General features: G+C 39.8%; 17 protein-coding genes. 2 read left to right on the top strand and 15 right to left on the bottom strand.

What is annotated here, in order from left to right; all coding sequences use genetic code 11:
- The first annotated feature begins 121 nt into the window (after positions 1-121).
- Positions 122-301 carry an IS1/IS1595 family N-terminal zinc-binding domain-containing protein gene (locus tag BUA11_RS10570; protein WP_425432312.1) on the top strand — a complete coding sequence of 60 codons (180 nt, stop codon included), beginning with the start codon at positions 122-124 and terminating at the stop codon, positions 299-301.
- A gap of 121 nt (positions 302-422) precedes the next feature.
- Here BUA11_RS10570 and pheT read toward each other — a convergent pair whose 3' ends face one another.
- From pheT to BUA11_RS09415, 15 genes are all read right to left on the bottom strand, one after another.
- Positions 423-2,765 carry a phenylalanine--tRNA ligase subunit beta gene (pheT, locus tag BUA11_RS09485; protein WP_072760927.1) on the bottom strand — a complete coding sequence of 781 codons (2,343 nt, stop codon included), beginning with the start codon at positions 2,763-2,765 and terminating at the stop codon, positions 423-425.
- A gap of 46 nt (positions 2,766-2,811) precedes the next feature.
- Entirely contained in the window at positions 2,812-3,426 is a 615-nt protein-coding gene (locus BUA11_RS09480) for a hypothetical protein (protein ID WP_143145325.1), read from the bottom strand.
- A 56-nt stretch (positions 3,427-3,482) separates the two neighbouring features.
- Positions 3,483-5,936: a hypothetical protein gene (locus BUA11_RS09475; protein ID WP_245789719.1), complete on the bottom strand. Its 2,454-nt coding sequence runs from the start codon at positions 5,934-5,936 to the stop codon at positions 3,483-3,485.
- 38 nt (positions 5,937-5,974) lie between these two features.
- Positions 5,975-6,544 carry a bifunctional nuclease family protein gene (locus BUA11_RS09470; RefSeq protein WP_072760925.1) on the bottom strand — a complete coding sequence of 190 codons (570 nt, stop codon included), beginning with the start codon at positions 6,542-6,544 and terminating at the stop codon, positions 5,975-5,977.
- The gene (locus BUA11_RS09465; protein WP_245789717.1) at positions 6,525-7,286 is read right to left on the bottom strand and encodes a lysophospholipid acyltransferase family protein; all 762 of its coding nucleotides are present in this window, start codon (positions 7,284-7,286) and stop codon (positions 6,525-6,527) included. The genes BUA11_RS09470 and BUA11_RS09465 overlap by 20 nt, the downstream gene beginning before the upstream one ends.
- Before the next feature lie 27 nt (positions 7,287-7,313).
- Complete coding sequence (locus tag BUA11_RS09460) at positions 7,314-7,940, bottom strand: hypothetical protein (protein WP_072760923.1); 627 nt, start codon at positions 7,938-7,940, stop codon at positions 7,314-7,316.
- Entirely contained in the window at positions 7,940-8,392 is a 453-nt protein-coding gene (locus BUA11_RS09455) for a tetratricopeptide repeat protein (protein WP_178137766.1), read from the bottom strand. Before BUA11_RS09455 ends, BUA11_RS09460 begins: the two co-directional genes overlap by 1 nt.
- Positions 8,393-8,449: 57 nt before the next feature.
- A complete protein-coding gene (locus tag BUA11_RS09450; RefSeq protein ID WP_072760921.1) occupies positions 8,450-10,000 on the bottom strand; it encodes a YncE family protein in 1,551 nt (516 codons plus the stop codon).
- 44 nt (positions 10,001-10,044) lie between these two features.
- Positions 10,045-10,656: a glycerol-3-phosphate 1-O-acyltransferase PlsY gene (plsY, locus tag BUA11_RS09445; RefSeq protein ID WP_072760919.1), complete on the bottom strand. Its 612-nt coding sequence runs from the start codon at positions 10,654-10,656 to the stop codon at positions 10,045-10,047.
- A gap of 31 nt (positions 10,657-10,687) precedes the next feature.
- Positions 10,688-11,353 carry a hypothetical protein gene (locus BUA11_RS09440; protein WP_245789715.1) on the bottom strand — a complete coding sequence of 222 codons (666 nt, stop codon included), beginning with the start codon at positions 11,351-11,353 and terminating at the stop codon, positions 10,688-10,690.
- A gap of 137 nt (positions 11,354-11,490) precedes the next feature.
- A complete protein-coding gene (gene flgG / locus BUA11_RS09435; protein WP_072760917.1) occupies positions 11,491-12,276 on the bottom strand; it encodes a flagellar basal-body rod protein FlgG in 786 nt (261 codons plus the stop codon).
- 34 nt (positions 12,277-12,310) lie between these two features.
- Positions 12,311-13,081 (bottom strand): flagellar hook-basal body protein, encoded by a 771-nt coding sequence (locus tag BUA11_RS09430; protein WP_342742949.1) that lies wholly within the window; start codon positions 13,079-13,081, stop codon positions 12,311-12,313.
- A 27-nt stretch (positions 13,082-13,108) separates the two neighbouring features.
- Entirely contained in the window at positions 13,109-14,119 is a 1,011-nt protein-coding gene (gene mreB / locus BUA11_RS09425; protein WP_072760901.1) for a rod shape-determining protein, read from the bottom strand.
- Positions 14,094-14,981 carry a DMT family transporter gene (locus BUA11_RS09420; RefSeq protein WP_245789713.1) on the bottom strand — a complete coding sequence of 296 codons (888 nt, stop codon included), beginning with the start codon at positions 14,979-14,981 and terminating at the stop codon, positions 14,094-14,096. Before BUA11_RS09420 ends, mreB begins: the two co-directional genes overlap by 26 nt.
- A gap of 52 nt (positions 14,982-15,033) precedes the next feature.
- Positions 15,034-15,576 carry a TIGR00725 family protein gene (locus BUA11_RS09415; RefSeq protein WP_072760899.1) on the bottom strand — a complete coding sequence of 181 codons (543 nt, stop codon included), beginning with the start codon at positions 15,574-15,576 and terminating at the stop codon, positions 15,034-15,036.
- 144 nt (positions 15,577-15,720) lie between these two features.
- Here BUA11_RS09415 and BUA11_RS09410 point away from each other — a divergent pair, with 144 nt between their 5' ends.
- Positions 15,721-16,884, top strand: coding sequence for a CheR family methyltransferase (locus BUA11_RS09410; RefSeq protein ID WP_084634442.1), 1,164 nt, complete (start codon positions 15,721-15,723; stop codon positions 16,882-16,884).

The raw sequence follows: 16,884 nt of genomic DNA, 5'->3' as shown, positions 1-16,884 counted from the left end.
GATAATGTTAACTAAAAGTATTGAAACTTTCCAAAAACCGCATTATTCTTATAAAGATGGGACACCCCCCAACCTACTCTTGACAAAGGAGGTATCCCGATAGGGATAACTCAATGCTCTCTTGCCAAAACGTTATTCCACCAGCTTTTACAAAAACGGTCATGACAAATACGGTAACCAACAATTCCTTTGCAAACTCTGCCATCATTCCTTCAAACTTTCCCATTCTCACAAACACAAAAACTTCTCTTTCCCTTATCCCAAATGCCCTTCTTGTGGTAGGTCTAAGGTTTTTGGGTAGTCAAGAATTTTTGGAAAACGCACAATGGTAATATCAATCTCATTCTTTCACACTTACACTCTTTCATCACTACAAGTTAACACTATCGAGTCTGGAGTGCCACATGTTAACTAAAATTACACTAAAACCTCGTAGATACACCGCACTCCTTCTTTATTCGAGACTTGATGTCATCAAGTGCTAAGTCAACTTCTTCATCGCTAAGTGTTCTTTCAGAATCCCTGAATTTTGCGTAAATAGTTACGCTGTAGAAATCTTCTCCAACTTGCCTGTAAATATCGTCTATTCCAACTTCTTCAACGAGTGGGCATTCTTTGTAGATCTTAAGTAAGTTCTCAATCTCATATCCAATAGGAATAAGATAAGAAACATCCCTGCGAATGTACGGGAACTGCGGAATACTCTTGTAAACTCTTCGCTCATCAGCCTTGAAAATACATTCAAGATAAATCTCACCAACGTAGACTTCATCCTTCACATCGTAAAGTTTATCAATCAATTCAGGTTCGAGCATCCCGATAAATCCGACATATTTATCTTTATGGTAAATCTCTGCACCCCTTGTCGGAACTATTCCATTCTTTTCCAATTTTCTGTACGTTACTTCCAGACCGAACTTTTCAAATAGTTCATCGACAACTCCTTTGACAGTGTAGAGACTAATGTTTCTTTTATCGGTGTAGTCCCTCGGAGATTCCCTACCAGTTAGCACGAAACCGAGAGCTTCCTGCTCAAATGGTTTGCCATCTTTAACAGAAAATACCTTCCCTACTTCGAAAAGTTTCACGTCTTTAATCTGTCTTTTGTAATTGTACGAAAGCGACTCGAGTAAGCCGTAAAGCAGCGAAGGTCTCATTACGTCAAAATCAGAGATAATTGGATTACTTACAGGAAGCCCTTTTCCTGCAACATCGAAGTTTTCAACGACCTTGCTCGAAGTGAAAGAAAGCGTGTTTGCCTCATTGAAACCGAGTCCTGTCATGAAGTATTTCAGTTCAATTCTCTTTTTATGATTCTTACTTCTGCCATGTTCTACCGCCGGCATCCGAGGCGCTTCTGAATGCAAGTGCTCGTAACCATGAATCCTACCCACTTCTTCCATGATGTCTTCTGGTATCGACACGTCGAAATACCTAAACGACGGAACATAGACTTCGTATCCTTCCTTCGTCTCTTCAACTTCAAATCCAAGCGGCTCGATGTATTCGCCTATATGTTTGACATCGATTCCCAAGACTTTCTTAGGCAATGACTTTGGCACAAAAATTTTCTTTTGCTCAATTTTTCTCAGGTAATTATCTACTATCTCTTTAGATGCCTTACCATTTGCTAATTCTTCTATAAGCTGCGACAATCTTTCTATGACAAAAACTGCATCATCGAAATCAACTCCGCGCTCGAACCTGTAAGAAGAGTCTGACGATACACCCAATCTTCTCGAAGTTCTTCTAATCCTAACAGGATCAAACATTGCAACTTCGAGTAAGACATCCGTTGTTTCATTTGTTATTCCTGATTCCTCTCCACCCATGATTCCACCAAGAGCGAGCAGCTTCTCACCATCGGTTATGAGAACCTCACCACCTGAAAATTCGTAGGTTTTACCGTCCAAAAGCAGCATCTTCTCTCCTGGTTTTGCATCTCTGACGACAATCTTTCCAGCAAGTTTCTTGAGGTCAAATGCATGGACGGGGTGTCCCGTTTCAAGCATGACGTAGTTTGTTATATCAACGATGTTATTAATCGGTCTCAAACCAGAAGCTATCAATCTTTTTTGCAGCCAAAGAGGGCTCGGTCCAACCTTTACATCCCTTATCACTCTTGCCGTGTATCGCCAGCATCCATCTGTTTCAATGAAAACATCTATCTTATCTTCATTGACAGCGTTCCTAACTCTTGGGATAGGGAACTTCGGGGTCCTCTTCAATCCAGCTGAGAGCTCTCTTGTGACACCAAAGTAAGACAGCGCATCTGGGCGGTTTGGCGTGATCTCCATATCGAAATACCAATCATGAAGGCCAAGCAATTTTACAACGTCTTCCCCGAGCTGTGCAGGACCGTCGAACGTAAAAACATGTTCGCTTTTCTGTTCCAGCCCAAGCTCTTCAAGCGAGCACATCATACCTTCAGAAACAACTCCTCGCATAGCTCTCTCTTGGATCTCTATTCCATTGGCTAATTTAGCACCTTTTAACGCAACGTAGACATATTTACCTGATTGAACCGATAAGTCTGCCGTTAGTATTGTCTTCGTTTCATTCCCGATATTCACCTGACAAACAAGCAATTTGTCAGCTTGCGGATGCTTTTCGATACTCTCTATCTTCCCAACAACGATTGGACCTACGACTGGAAAAACAGGACCATTTTCACCTATGTCAAATCCCAACCTCGGCAACGCCTCGTTGACTTCTTCCTTCGTAACCTGTATATAATCGTTCAACCAATCCAAAGAAATCTTCACAAAAGACACCTCCCAATTATCCCTTCACAATTCTCTCTAATACTTTTTAAAATATTAAAACCTTCCATAGTATACTTATCAATACGGCGGACATTGGACTAATCCACCACACGTGCGATGGCTTTGTCTTCCAAAATCTGTATAGAAGACCTAAGCCGAGCGACAAGAAAGCGAGAAGGTAATTGTTACCTAAGAAGAAAACATAAAACGCCAACCTTTCAGAAATACCGTCTAAGTCGTTGTATTCTTCATTACCAGGATAGAAATTCTTGAAGAAATAAGTAACCGCCATACTGACAACAGCCATACCCAATAAGTACATTGCAAATTCTTTTGATATGTAGGAATTTACAAATTCATCAGCTACGAATAAATTGAGCACGAAAGCTATGGAAAGCAAGCCAACTTCCAAAATATGGATTCTTGTAATGTTCGCTATTTTAGTTCGCATAACATCTCCGAGCACATGAATTGCCATCATAGAAACAAGCACAATTATCCCTGTTCTGCTTTTCAAAAGTGTATCAAAAGTAAATGCAAGTAGCGCGAATATTGACCAAACGATATGTTCCAGGAGTTTGTAACCTTTGTAGTGCCGTATTTTTGCGTTATCCGTGAAACCGTGGTCCGCAACAAAGTGCGCTAAAAAAAGATGTATCATCCAAATGCCTCCTTCGTAGATCATAATAAGTGTTTAATGTAATAAAGCAAGGAACCTCACCCAATCTTGTACACAAGCACACCTTCGCTTGTCATTAAGTAAAGGTTATCTTCCCAAACTGTTGCATCGTAGACTATACCTTCCACATCTTCGACTATACGGTTAATTCGCCTGTTTGCAAAATCTATGAACGTTATAAAACTATCGCCCACAGCCACAACATAATTTCCGGAAGAATATAGACCGAGATTTCCCATCCACCCTTCCGCAGTGTATGCGTAATTACCAAGCTTGTCGAATATGAGAAGACCGTAGGCTCTTGTAGTAGCAAGTATGTAATCATCGATAACTATAGCATACGTCATATCATAGCTTCGCTGTAACCCAACAGGGGCGGTGTATTTGATGTTGTAATAATATCTATACACTTCCCTGTTTGTAAGTAGAAGAATTTCTTTTCCATCGTATATAACCCTGCCATATATACCTTTCAGCGTTGCAATTACGTTTCCGGTGTTATCTACGAAATCAACTTTATCGTCGCTTCTTGGTTTTGCGAATATCGCGAAATCTTTTGTCACCAAATAATCGTCAGATGACACCTGATCATAGGAAACGCTATCGGCAAGTTTCCTGTAAAAAACCTTAACCTGCGTTCCGTAGCTGATTCCATCTATGGTCTCTTTTAGATTTTGAACACTCTCTTCCCAGACTTTTGTTCCGCCTACGTAAAGACCTTTTTCATCAGCTGTGTATATTATTCCACCATACACGGCAATTTGATTCCCTGGGTAAGTAAATGACTTCAAAAATTTCACAAATGGGTTGTTCCCTATCTTCCATTCTTCCGTATAGAATCCCTCTATTGTTTTTGATGTTAGGAACCTTTCAAAGACTTTTTCCTGCTCAGTAGTGACGTATTCAGCAAAGGTATCATCTTTGTATTGTGGTAATTCAGGAATTTCGTAAGCCAAGAATTTTTTTAACTCCTGAACGAAAGCATCTGATGAGTAAAAGTCATTCCAACTTCCATTAAAGATTTTCAGCGTCATGTAAGGCAACCTTGCCGCATTTTTTGTAACAACGCCATCACCCGTGTTCAGAACTAATTCCGGATAGAATTTCTCGAGCAAACTCGAAGTAACATCTATCGCAAGAGGTGGGGTATTTCCCATATAAGCCATTACGTCTACATCAGTTCTATAAGGAAGGTAGCGCAATTTTTTCAAGAAATCAGAATTTGGTAGAACTTCAGAATAATAACCGTTAATCGCTTCTATGTAGGATTTTAAATAGCCTTGCAAAGCCGCAACAATACCTTCTGGAAGGTTGTAAAGCAATGAAGCAGCTGAAGGTTTTGACGCGTAAACAGTTGTTGCAAGCCTCGGATCCGCTATATTGGTCCCGTAAAATGGAACAGATATATAAGCAACCTTTCTAACGTTCTTAATTTCCGGATGGGTTGCAAGGCAATAATAAACTATTAGTCCTCCAATTTCGTGGGTGATAATATCAAACTCAACATTCTCAAATCTTTTGAGCTCTTGTGCTAACCTTTCTGCTTCGAATATTATAGGACTTGGTAGTGGATTTGCTTCCTGGAATGTCTTCAGTGCCCTGCTGTAGTTGTAAGATTTCGAACTATTTAAAGGGTATTGATAAACATATATTGACCTTTCAGGGAAAACACCTTGCCACAACGAGAGTGGTGAAACCTTAGCAGATTCATAATATCCTGAGAAATTCGCATCGCTTCCGGGAACAATAAGCAAAGAAGGATAAGCTGAAACTTTACGATAAACTTCCAAAATCCCAGTTTTCAACACTTGTCCAGGCACGGAAACAACGCCAAGCCATTTGGGGATAACGAAAAAACTTGCCTCGACATAGTAACCCCTACTGTCTTTATCGATGGAACTACCCGGGATTATATTGTAAACCTGTCCATCACTGCTTAAACCCGCGAACGCAATCGCATTTGAATCGTTGCTACCTAAAAGACTTGAAGGGAAATAATACCTCACCTTTATCGGCACTGTCGCCATGTTATAATTCCCATCGCTTGGAATCAACTCGAAGATTGGACTAATAAAATTCCCAGTACTTAACACGCCCTGAACAGCACCTTGCGGTACCACTCTTACCTTAAACGACTTCTCATATGGAAAAGCTCCAAATGGAATTGAGATAACTAAATTTTCAACAGTTTGCGTCCCTTCAGATAAAACCGCCTCAGGTGTTTTCGGACGCATCATTAAGAAGATCACAACCGAAGTAACTGCAATTACACCTACAAGAGAATAAAAAAGCAACTTTCGCCTCCATATAGTTAACAGTAGCGTCTTGACTTTATCGATTATACCTTTGAATCCCTTAATAGGCTCTTTGCTCACTTTTTCCGTTGCTTCTCCTGTTCCTTCTTTTGAGCTCTCGCTTTTCTTCTTCCCAAACTTCAAAAAACCAAAAACTTTTCCAAGATCTATCTTTGGAATCTTTGGCACTTTTGGCACACGCCATCCCCTGCCTCGATAATATCAAATTATAATAACTATTCATCATTAGGCTCATCTGGTTCATTTGAAGAGTCTTCGAATTTCTCTGGATGTTCGTTCAGTAGCTTTTTGAATTCACTTATGTCTAAATCTTCAACAAATTTCTTGAATTCTTCTTCACTCTCTCCGATCTCTTCCAAAGTAATAGCTTCCGTAGCTATTATCTCATTTGCTACGTAAAGTGGCGCTCCGGTTTTCAGCGAAAGTATAATACAATCTGACGGTCTCGCATCGATTTCAATGAAAGGATTAACACCTTCCGAAGCCTCTTGTTCGGACACCGTTAAATCTCTCAAAACTATCTTTGCGTAAAAAACATTATCCTTTATCGAATGGATAACAAATCTTTCTATTTTCAAACTCAGTTCATCGATTATCCTTATCATCAAATCGTGAGTGAGAGGCCTTTCAAAAGGTACTCTTTCTATGGCAATTGCCATAACACTTGCTTCACATGCCCCAATCCATATAGGCAATATCTTTTTGGTATTCTCTATACCAAGCAAAACAACGGGCGTATTTGAAACTTTATCCAAAACTAACGCCTTAACTACCGCTTTTTTCATTCTTAATCACCTCTTTTAACTCTTCAACACTATTGCGAATAACATTTTCGACGTGCAATCTCAGTTCCTCTTCACTTGAAAAATTCTCCGGATACACAAGCTCACAGAATTTCATGGCAGTTTTGTTACTTTTAACCAAAAGGCTGTGTTTGGGTATGACCAAGTGGTTTCCCCACATAGCCACAGGAAGCACTGGAACCTTTGATTTGAAAGCTATTTCCAAACTTCTGTTCTTAAAAGGCAAGACAGTTCCATCCGGCGAACGAGTACCCTCTGGAAAGATAACAAAATGATACCCTTCTTGGAGCTTCTTCATAACTTCTCTAATCGCCGTTGCGGTCTGCCGTATATTCCCTCTATCAATAAGTTCACTTCCCAGGTACTTGAGGTACAAGTTTATAATTGGAAATTTCCCAAGTTCTTTCTTTGCCAAGAACGGTGTCGGTCCAACAAAGCCGATTATCATTGGTATATCCAAAATACTTTGGTGATTTGTCACGACGATATAATTGCTCTTCACATCCGGCTTTTTTCCGCAAACAAACACTTTCACTCCAAGAAGCTTGAAAGCAGCCCTACCAAAAACCTCTATCTGCTTCGTGACAAAATTCCGTCCTCTTTCTTTTCCGAGAATCACCCCTATTAGGAGCACCAACGAACCATAAACAAAAATATACAAAAAAGCACCTATCAAAAACCAGATGCTTCTCATAACACTCAGCAATTTTCCCATAATGCGCATCATCGAAACCTCCAATATCGATTGATGTTACAACTTACGCACGCGCACAAGAAAGACAACGAGTGCTATAATGAAAGCCGTATATGAAAAGACCATCTCATTTAATTTTATCACATATCGATTGAAAAGTGTTGTTAGAGTCAGAGCCACAAAGAAAGATCCCAACAACATTGAGAGGAATCCGATGAATTTTGCACTATTCTTTGTGGCATAAAACCCTGCTACCAAACCAACTATAGCTCCAATGACAACATATGCGTACCACGGAAGAGACACGTACGTTTGTGCAAACGAGTTCACTATAAAATTCACCGCGAAAAAACCGATAAAGAAACTCCCGAGGAAGATTATAGATTTATAAAGTCCATAAAATATCACAGCAAAGATGATAGAAATCGATATAGAGAAAATTATCTCATTTTTGCTTACCACCGCAAACGCATTTGGCAGATATTTTTCAATGAACGTATAAAGTATAGGACTTATATAACTGAACCCCACAAGAAAACCCATAAGACACAAACTCAGAAACTCAACGAAATTTGAGAAGAACAACAAAAAAACAGAGAAAGGAAGGATTATGTACCAGTTAGAAAGTACCAGTTCCCCCAAGGCTTTTAAATCGTTAATATACTGGATACTCGAAAGCCCCACTACAAATCAATCCTCCCATCTATGTAATTCTGCACTTCAGCCTTTACTCTTTCATCCCTCATCCGCTCGGAAGCCTTCCTTTTGTTTCCGAGCGCTATATAGCACAATGCGATTTGCACATCTGTTTCAAATCCCTGCAGTCCAAGTTTTTCTGCTTTTTCAAAGAACATAACAGCATCGCTGTACCTCTCCATTTCCATCAAGGCGCACGCGAGGTTAAAATATGCAAGTGAAAAATAAGGGTCAGATTGTATAGCCCTCCGGTACATCTCTATTGCCTTACCGAGCATCCCCTGGCGCCTGTATATGTTCCCAACATTATTATAAACATCAGGAATATCTTTATTGAGCAATTCGTTGTATATTTTAAGTGCTTCGTCGTACAATCCGTTTTCTGTCAATTCCACCGCTCTTTTTATCTGTTGCACGATTTCATTATGGATTTCTTTCATAACACATTCACCCCTGTAAATTTTATCGGCTCGAATTCAATATCGATTAATCGGAAACTATTTTCCTTCGCTTGCACTATTCATAGCGTTAATAAGCAAGTTTGTATAAAACATCGTGTCATAATAAACCTGCTCTTTGAAAGCGACTTTAGCACTGAGTTTTATAACACCAGGGGGGACAGGCTTTAAGTACGTCCATCTCGTCACCCAATAAAGTCTACTTTTCATCGTATCCTGAATAGTCTGAACTGACAGCCCGCCAGTGAATTTTGAGAGTATAGAACACTTGCCAAATACTCTTGTGCCTGCGAGCCTGTAATTTACCAGTTCATTGATGCACGTATTTAACAAAATATTCTTCGATTCTCTTTGTTCGATATAAGCATCGGAAGGCACATAGACATCTTGTTCAAACATTGAGAGCGCGTAACCTATATAATGGATCTCATCACCGTACAAATCTTCGACTCTGATATAAGCATATGCATTACTGTCATCAAAATGCAAACTATCTATGTTAACAAAAATTGGTTTGTCATCCTTCAACCAATACTGATCTATGATATTTCCCTTCCATTTAATCAGGAAAAGCGTTGGGTAAGAATATTCTATGAAGTTAACATCTTTCATTTGAAATTCTACTTTGCCTGCAACTATCTTATCTTTTCCAAGATAAATGATATCACCGTAGGGTGTAACTTCAAAATTCCATATCTTTTCAGGTACCCTTATAACATCAATCCTCTGCAATTTATCTAAGGAATATACATAAATCTCCTGAGATAGGGCATCAAGTACGTAAAGCTTGTCGACGGTCATTTCAGCATCGAGTGCAAAAGTTATTCTTTCAAGTTTGAATTCCAGACTTTTATTAGTATTCGGATTGTACTTTATTAATCTATCAAAATCGACAATGTATATATAACCTTCTCTGTCCTGACCAGCTATATACGGTACTTTCAACCCACTTATCATTTCTGCTTCGCTTTCATTGTATAAAGCCTTTTCTCCAAGCAGATATAGTTGCCCATTTCTATCAAAAAACACTTGTTTTAAGTCCTTCGAAACCTTTTTTATACTAAAAATTCTGTTTTGTTTTGCAACAACTATTCTTCTATTTTTAGAATCCAGTAAAGCGAACTTGTCACCGTAAACTGCCAAACTCGTTGGGGTTTGAAAATATTCTATTCCCTTGACGTACCCGTTCAAAGAATTGACATATCCCATTACAAATGTGGAGGATGGGGAAAGATTCAGTTTTCTAAAATAATTGACTTTTGCTATGAGATTGTCTATGTCATCACTTCTGACAAGCATTGTGAAATTCTTCAGCTCTTCGAGTGCTTTATCAACCTGATTGTTAATTATCCTCAAGCGACTTCTCAGATACCAAAAGTATGGCAATTCCTGGACATATACACGTCCGGACAGCGCCTTCTGTGAGAGTTCAAAAGCTTTCGCAAAATCACCTTCGTAGATGCTTTTCAGTGCTTGCGTGAAATAAAGTCTTGCAGTCTCCTCATCTATAACCCCAAAAGTTAGTGAACTTAGAAGTAAAAACACTATCAATAACAGATACTTGGCATCTTTTAACGGCAATTTCTTCACCCTTTTACTCTCCTCTACTCTTATAGCTGAATTCTTTACAAATCTCACTTTTTTTCCAGTTTGTCCATCCAGCCCAAGAAATAATCTACTATATTCGTTTTTCGCTCGTTTCTGTCAATTAGACGTTTGATATTTTCTTTATGCCTTAACACCGAGAACAAAGATAGTCCCAGAAAGACTATCCAATAGTCTTTCCCAAAAAGTAGTGCGAAAAGCGTACCAGCCAACAATCCGACTATTGAGCCAAGCGAAACGTACTGAGTCAAAGCCACGATAGCTATCCAAACACCCAAAGCAAACATCCCAGCTTGAGGAAAGATTCCAAAAAACGTACCAAGTGTCGTTGCAACACCTTTTCCGCCTTTAAACTTGACAAATGGAGAGTAACAATGCCCTATAACCGACATAGCACCGGCCATTACCATTGCGTGTTCACCGTATGTCTTGAATATAAGTACCGCCACAACCGCTTTGATAATATCTAAGAACATAGCTAAAGCTCCGTACTTGGTTCCCATATTTCTTAAAACATTAGTTCCACCAACGTTTCCACTACCAACTTTTGTTATATCAACACCTTTCAGTCTTGGTATTATATAGCTAAACGGAATTGACCCAAAAAAATAACCTACAACGGCCGCCCAAAACAACTCCATACTAACATCCCTCCGAAGCTAAAATCTGCTGTTATCTAACATACTTTTCAAAATTGTCCTCACCGACTAATGCGATCAAAATCTCTTTGTATGAAGGTCTTAAATTGATTACATTACTCAAAGCTTGCTTGATAGTCTCGAGATCCTCTCCTTTAAAATCTCCACTATCTATCGCTTGAACTAAATCATGGACAATCTCTGGAATATCAAGATAAGAAAGCACCATAGCCACCTGTGCTCCGTACATGAAGCGCTCTTCGCCTTCCAAAAGCATGTATCTTAACAAAGGATAAAATTCTTCGCCTCTTTCTAATTTTGCAAGCGCTTCGTAAATCACAAGCTGGGCCTCTTCGAAATCGTACAGTTCTAAAGCTTTCAAAAGTTCGTTTCCTAATTTAAGCCCGAGGTCTCCTGCAAGATCTATCAGGTACAGTAAGCTTACATCATTTTTAACCCCACTTAAAATCCTCTGCTTAATAGTGTCTTTTAATTTCTCCTTAACCTCCTCATAATTTTCTGAAAGCCTGTAAAGTACCTCTGTGGCTATATCGCATACTTTTGGGTCTTCATCTGAAAGTAGCTTTATCATATCGTCAAAAGCATTCTTGCCTTTTTCGTTTAAAATCCTTTCAATAATTTCTTCACGTTCTTTGTTTTCTTGTTCCGCTTGTTCATTTCGAATATCTTCTTGCCTCAAATTCTTCACTCCCTTTGAGATTTTTTTCTTTAGAATTTTCCAAATTATTATACCATAGGACAGTGAAATAAAAAATAACCCCCTGAGACTCGAACTCAGGAGGTTTCCAAATTCAGATCTTAATTGTGCTAACTATATTATCTTCTCAAGTTACTTGCCGTTTGTAGCATCTGGTCCGCTGTCATTATCGATCTTGAGTTGAATTCGTACGCCCTCATCGCACTGATCATGTCAACCATTTCTTTTACAACATCGACATTCGATTTCTCTACGTAACCTTGTAAGATTGTCCCAAATCCGTCTTGACCTGCAACACCTTCTATCGGATCTCCACTCGCCGCCGTCTGCACATACAAGTTATCACCTATAGACTTCAGACCGGCAGGGTTTACAAATCTTACCAAAGTGATCGTTCCGAGCTGTTGGATTGTGCCGTCTGCAAGTTCAACCGACACTATTCCATCGGGTGAAACAGTGAGTGACGTCGCATTCTGCGGCACGACCAAAGCGGGCGAGAGCAGAAGACCATTAGCTGTCACGACTCTCCCGTCACTGTCGATTTTGAACTGTCCATCTCGCGTGTATGCAATCCTACCATCTTGGAGCTGAATCTGGAAAAACCCATCGCCACTGATGGCAAGATCTAAAGCATTGCCTGTATTTTCGACATTTCCTTGAGTAAATATCCTCGTCGTTGCAGCCAACCTCACGCCATGACCGACGTAAATTCCTGTTGGCGTAGTTGAATTCTGAGCGGTTGCAGCTCCTGCGTTCTTTGAATAGCTGTAAATCAGGTCTTGGAATTCTGATTTTACCTTCTTGTACCCTGCAGTATCAACATTCGCTATGTTGTTGGAAACTGTATCCATTTTGAACTGCTGAGCCCACATACCTGTTGCTGCGGTGTAGAGACTGTTAATCATCTATATCCCTCCTCACGATAGTTCATCTTACTTATTATCTCAACGCCCCTACGTTGTTTATCAGCTTGTTGAGCAATTCATCGTGTACTGCTATCGCTTTAGACGTTGCGTCGTAGTGCCTGTGCGCTTCTATCATTCTAACCATTTCTCTCACAGCGTTCACATTTGATTTTTCTACAAAACCTTGCAAAATCCTAATATCATTTGGGGCATTCATATCAATAACCTGTGGTTGACCTGTGAAGAGGGTTTCGCCAACTTTCTCTGGATTTTGTAGAGAATAAATAGGTATCGTTGCAACCAAATTCCCATTCACATCCCTTACGTTACCTTTCTCATCGATAGAGCCGTTTTCCGGAAATCTAATAATCTGTCCATTGCTATCTAATAAATAATATCCTTGAGTGTTTACCAACCTTCGCTCGTTATCGACAACGAATTCACCATTCCTCGTGTAAAACGTCCTGCCATCTTTCTGGACAGCGAAGAAACCATCGCCCGATATAGCAAGATGTGTCTGAACGTTTGTCTGCTCAATATTTCCCTGCGTGAAGAGCGTGCGCACCTCATCAACGATGATGGCTTGCTCAACGTTTCCAATCTTGGCAACCTCAACTCTCCTGTTCTCCGGTTCAGGCTTGATCCTATAAATTTCACGTTCCAAGTAAGTTCTAAACGCCGGCGAATCGGACTTATAGCCGTTCGTTTCAACATTTGCCAAGTTGTTGGAAAGAGTATCTATCTTCGTCAAATCTGCAAGCATCCCCATCGCTGCGGTGTACACACCTCTGTACAAGAAAACCACTCCTTTGAAAAATCTATAATCAATCTATTACCTTTCGTAAGTGACTGCCACGTGTTTCAGTAACTCCTCGTCCTCAAGCAATCTTCCCGTTCCTTTAGCCACACACAATAATGGGTCTTCTGCTATCTTACACGGTACGCCAATTTCTTCTTGGATTGCCTTATCTATGCCTCTTAAGAGAGCACCGCCACCGGTAAGGACGATACCGTGTTCTACAATATCGGCTGATAGCTCAGGTGGCGTCTTTTCAAGAACGAATTTTATTCGAGAAATCATATTATCAACGACAGGCCTAATCATCCTGTAAACGTCCGTTGAATTCACGAGTTCTGTCCTCGGGAGTCCCGTTACCGCGTCTCTACCTCTTATCTCCAATTCTAAATCTTCTACATCAACGTGCACCTTTCCTATCTTGACTTTAATCTCTTCCGCAGTAGTGTCACCTATTATGAGCCCGAAATTTCTCCTGACGCCTTTCACAATCGCTTCATCGATAGCATTACCTGCAAGCTTTATTGAATCACCGACAACGATACCTCCCATGCTTATTACAGCAATATCCGTTGTGCCTCCACCGATATCTACAACCATATTCCCCATAGGCTTCATAACATCGAGCCCAATGCCTATCGCAGCGGCAGTCGGTTCAAGAACGATATGAACTCTCTTAGCCCCGGCTTTAAGCGCTGCGTCGTACACCGCCCTCTGTTCTACACTCGTTGTCTTCGTTGGAATGCCTATAACCATATTGCACTTGAAAAATAGACCTTTGTTAAGCTTCTTCATGAAGTACTTAAGAACTTCGGAAATAATCGTGTAGTCGGCGATGACTCCGTCTCTCATTGGCTTTACAGCCATCACTTTGTCCTCTGGCGTCTTACCGAACATCTCTTTTGCTTCCGTACCTATCGCAAGTATCTTGTTCGTTCTCTTCTCAATTGCCACAACCGACGGTTCGTTCAATACGATGCCTTTACCTTGTTGGTAGACAATAAAATTCGCTGTTCCCAAGTCAATCCCTAAGTCGTTCTTTGCCATACTCTTCTCCCCTTTCAAATGTATATAATCCTATTATAAGCAGTGTGACACCTAAAACATTATACACCGTAAGTTTTGAGCCCATTAACAAAATCTCTGATACGACAGTTACCAACGGAATGAAATATATGAAATTAGTAGTTTTTCTATCTCCGATCAGTTCAATTGACTTATTCCACAGCACATAACCAACAGCCGAGCAAATTATCCCAAGATAAATGAGACTAACAAAACTCTTCGGCTCAAACTTGATACTCATATCTTGCAACAGTGCAAAAGGTATCAGAGTCACAACCCCCCAGAAAGTTATCGAAAAGACTTGGTCAATTCCTGAAATATCCTTCATCTTTATCACATAGTGCGTGTACAAAACCCAAGCGATTGCAGAGCCAAAAGCAAGTATATCACCCAAAGGATTCAATTTTAATATCCTGCCGTTCAGTATAACAAGAGCAACACCGAGGAATGCAAGAAGTGAACCCAAATAGTGCAACTTGTTTGTCTTAGTCCTGTGAAATAAGTGTGTAAAGAGCACGTACAACAATGGTGCACTTGAGACTATCACCGCCGCATTTGTCGGGGAAGTATACTTCAAAGCAGTGTTTTCGAAAACGAAGTACATAGTAATACCCCAAAAACCCGACCAGAAAGCGTTTATATCTTTAATCTTCTTTTTCTTCGTTATTGGAAAAAGCACTGCAAGTGCAATGATAAACCTGTAAAGTGCTGCAGGGAATGGGAAATAGCTCTGAACGACGTACTTTGTCGCAACAAACGAAGCACCCCAAAAAATTGTAACAATAACAACAGGTAAGTAACTGACGTACGTACCTGTCCTTACAAGAGCTCTAATCTTCTCCAAACCTCTTCCCTCCTAAGGTGATGAAAGGCGATAAATGATGCATCAGAATAAACTACATAGCCTCTATAATATCGATAACTTCCTGAACGCTACGAGCCTGATAAACCCGTGCCAATTTCCTGTTATCGAGATACTCTCCATCGATCAAAACCTGCGCAATCCTATCCGTCCATCCACCAGTGCCTCTCAGCAGTATCACGGGTTTTCTATTTGCGTAAGCTGCCAAAATCTCAATAGCGGTTCCTATCTCCCCGCCAACAGCCACAACCACATCCACACTCTTAACAAGGATAAATGAGCGCATTTGAAAATCAAGTCCTGTCTTGATTACAAAAGAATTGTACTCATTGGCATCATCGCCTTCCCAAGGCAGTACACCAACAGTTACTCCTCCGACTTCTCGAGCCCCTTTACAAACGAGCTCCATAACTCCGTCTCTTCCGCCCGTAAAGACCGTATATCGCTTGCCAAGTTCTTTTCCAAGCTCTGTACAAATCTCAGAGATATCTGAAACGGGAGGCTTGTCTGTATCTCCTGAGTAACCTATGACCCCGACTTTTAAACTATCATTCAAACTATTAATCCTATCTTGCATTTAAATGTTCACCATCCTTTGAAATCTGAACTTTCTATTCACAAGTATATCATATATGGTGGTATAATAAAATAGAAAATTGCACATGGAAAGTTAACTGACATGTAAGGAAAAAAGAACGTCGAGAAAAAGAGGTGTAACGTTTTGGACGTCCAAAAAAGTGAATCAAGGACAATTAACGAGTTAAAGTCAAGAGTCGAAATTATACTAAAAAAGCACAACCTCAAAGTTGAACAAAGACTCGTCGATAGATTTCTTAGAAACATAAAGGATATATCAGATATCCTGAATGATGAACTTTTGGAAAGCCTTGTTATAGAGAACCTAACAATTGGAGAATCCTATTTTTTCAGAGATATCCAAACATTTGAAAAACTGAAGCGCATTTTTAAAGAGAAACCATTCTGGAACATTTTGTCTGTAGGTTGCTCAGCTGGTGAAGAAGTTTACACAGTATCCATTGTTGCAAAAGAATGTGGTGTGAAGTACAAAATAACGGGCATTGATGTCAATTTGCAAAGAATACTTCAAGCTGAAAAAGGATGTTATAGGTTCTGGAGCATCAGATTTTTGAACGAAGAACAAATATGTAAATACTTTACACAAGTTGGCGACCATTTTTGCATAAATGAAGAATACAAAGAAAACGTGTACTTCGTACATTGCAACATAAACTCTCCTGAGTGCAATTTTGAACGTGAACACAAATTTGATATAATTTTCCTCAGAAGGGTGCTCATATACTTTGATCGAGTAGACGAAGTTATAACCAAAATAGTAAACATGCTCAAAGATAGAGGATATTTAGTAATTGGATTAGGCGAATACTTTCCTAAGCTTTTCGAATACTTCACACCAGTCTTTTCGGATTCCGGAGCTATATTGAAAAAAATCTCTGCGGCTGAAAAAGAAAAGGTTAAATCCACTTACTACCTGAAAAAAGAGAAGGTATCTGAACACTCCAGAAAACCGGAGAAAATCTTGGACACGACAGAACTCGTCACAAAAGAAAAGTTAGGAAAAATCTTAAAAGCAGACGCTAAATCATTGGAAATTGAGGAAAACGTTAGAGTCATCGAATCCTTCTTAAACCAAAAGTTATATAAAGACGCATACGAAAAGCTGAAAAAAGAAATCGCAAAGAACCATACTAACTTCATATTTTGGAAATATAAGGCTCTCGCTGAGTTGCAGCTTGGAATGACATCAGAGGCTGAAAAATCTTTACAGAAGGCTATATTCTTGAATCATGCCGATGAAGAGGTATGGCAACTCAAATATCTACTTAACACACAAAAGGGAAAATAG

It is taken from the genome of Fervidobacterium gondwanense DSM 13020 (assembly GCF_900143265.1).
GTDB lineage: Bacteria > Thermotogota > Thermotogae > Thermotogales > Fervidobacteriaceae > Fervidobacterium > Fervidobacterium gondwanense.
Note: the sequence above shows the minus strand (reverse complement) of the source record. Positions and strands in the feature narration are given on the sequence as shown.

Excerpts from the sequence above, each read along its gene's own strand:
- BUA11_RS09470 (WP_072760925.1), bottom strand. The coding sequence starts at position 6,544 with ATGAAAAAAGCGGTAGTTAAGGCGTTAGTTTTGGATAAAGTTTCAAAT.
- BUA11_RS09455 (WP_178137766.1), bottom strand. The coding sequence starts at position 8,392 with ATGAAAGAAATCCATAATGAAATCGTGCAACAGATAAAAAGAGCGGTG.
- BUA11_RS09465 (WP_245789717.1), bottom strand. The coding sequence starts at position 7,286 with ATGCGCATTATGGGAAAATTGCTGAGTGTTATGAGAAGCATCTGGTTT.
- mreB (WP_072760901.1), bottom strand. The coding sequence starts at position 14,119 with ATGGCAAAGAACGACTTAGGGATTGACTTGGGAACAGCGAATTTTATT.
- flgG (WP_072760917.1), bottom strand. The coding sequence starts at position 12,276 with ATGATTAACAGTCTCTACACCGCAGCAACAGGTATGTGGGCTCAGCAG.
- BUA11_RS09415 (WP_072760899.1), bottom strand. The coding sequence starts at position 15,576 with ATGCAAGATAGGATTAATAGTTTGAATGATAGTTTAAAAGTCGGGGTC.
- plsY (WP_072760919.1), bottom strand. The coding sequence starts at position 10,656 with ATGGAGTTGTTTTGGGCGGCCGTTGTAGGTTATTTTTTTGGGTCAATT.
- BUA11_RS09480 (WP_143145325.1), bottom strand. The coding sequence starts at position 3,426 with ATGATACATCTTTTTTTAGCGCACTTTGTTGCGGACCACGGTTTCACG.